The sequence below is a fragment of the Xenorhabdus sp. TS4 genome, from assembly GCF_014467265.1.
In the GTDB taxonomy this organism is placed as follows: domain Bacteria; phylum Pseudomonadota; class Gammaproteobacteria; order Enterobacterales; family Enterobacteriaceae; genus Xenorhabdus; species Xenorhabdus ehlersii.
In genome coordinates this window covers 1-1,286 of sequence record NZ_NKHQ01000073.1, presented here as the reverse complement: position 1 = coordinate 1,286, position 1,286 = coordinate 1, and the positions used below count along the sequence as shown (strand labels likewise).

Sequence of the window (1,286 nt, the reverse complement as noted above, 5' to 3'; positions counted from 1 at the left end):
TGACGGTCAACGAATCCCGCGAACAGACCGAAGCTATCCATGCGGTGCAGCGCCAGAAGCAGACGCTCGAAGGCTTGCTGGCCGAGAACGAGCGGGACTATTTGATGCAGCTTCACCAGAACGCCCAGCGGTTGTTGCGCCCGCTGAATGTGGTGAACCCCTATGCCAGCCAGTTAACGTTCATGAGCGATAAGACCCGTACCCGCCGTGATCACATGAAATATCTCACCTTGATCCAGAGTATCGCCCTGTTACACCAGTATCAGCGGGAAATCAAAACGGCAGAGCATCGCGGCAAGCGGCTTGAATATATCGAAGTGAGCAAAGACGATATCCGGCTCGCCAATCAGTTGGCACACGAGATATTAGGGCGAACGCTCGATGAGATGCCGCCGCAGACACGCAGGCTGTTGCTGTTGATCCAACAGATGGCGCACGCAATGGCGGCAGAGCAGCAGTGCGCCCTGAACACCGTCCGTTTTACCCGGCGGGATATCCGCGACTTTACCCAATGGAGTGACAATCAGCTTAAAGTGCATTGTCAGCGGCTGGCTGAGATGGAATACCTGCTGATCCACGGCGGCAGTCGCGGGCATCTGCTGCACTACGAACTGCTCTGGGACGGGGATGGCGACGGCGCGCACTTAAGCGGCCTGATCATGCCGGTATGATCAGCGCAAGTTGGGCTGAAAACAACGCAAGTTGCCCCTAAGTTGGGGTCAGGTTGGTCTCAAGTTGGGGGAGAGAAAACGGCTATCAGGCCGCAGCCAGACCGGGCTGACAGCTCGCAAGTTGGACAATATCAAAAATCACTGTTCCGGCAACACAATAAAAACTTCCCGTCATACCGTACTGCCGGATAGCGGCCATAACAAAAAGGAAAATCCAAATGACAACTGCACACGACAACCCGCTGATCACCTTACGCCAGCAACTGGAAGCGTACCTCGATACACAGGCTGCACAGGGAAAAAGCCCGCGCACGCGGGAAAGCTACCGGGAACGGCTGTTACCGTTCGTCGACTGGTGCGAGCAGCGCACCGTGCAGTATCCGGCACAGGTGACGCTGGGGTTGCTGGAAAGCTGGCAGCGCTATCTGCGGGCCTACCGCAAGGCCGATGGCCAGCCTTACAGCCATAACGGCCAGCGTGAACGGTTAATCGCCCTGCGCTTGTGGTTCCGCTGGCTACTGCAACGCCATCACATCCTCTACAACCCGGCCGAGCAGATGGTGTTGCCAAAAGAAGAGAAACGGTTGCCCGCCCAGATACTGAGTGAACGGGAAA

1 protein-coding gene and 1 pseudogene are annotated in these 1,286 nt (G+C 56.7%); both read left to right on the top strand.

The genetic code is table 11. From position 1 onward, the window contains the following. Window positions 1–671: pseudogene (locus Xets_RS14210) on the top strand (DNA primase); the annotation flags it as partial. A gap of 218 nt (window positions 672–889) precedes the next feature. Beyond that, the coding region (locus tag Xets_RS14205) for a phage integrase N-terminal SAM-like domain-containing protein (RefSeq protein WP_187651957.1) at window positions 890–1,286 on the top strand (397 nt) is incomplete at its 3' end.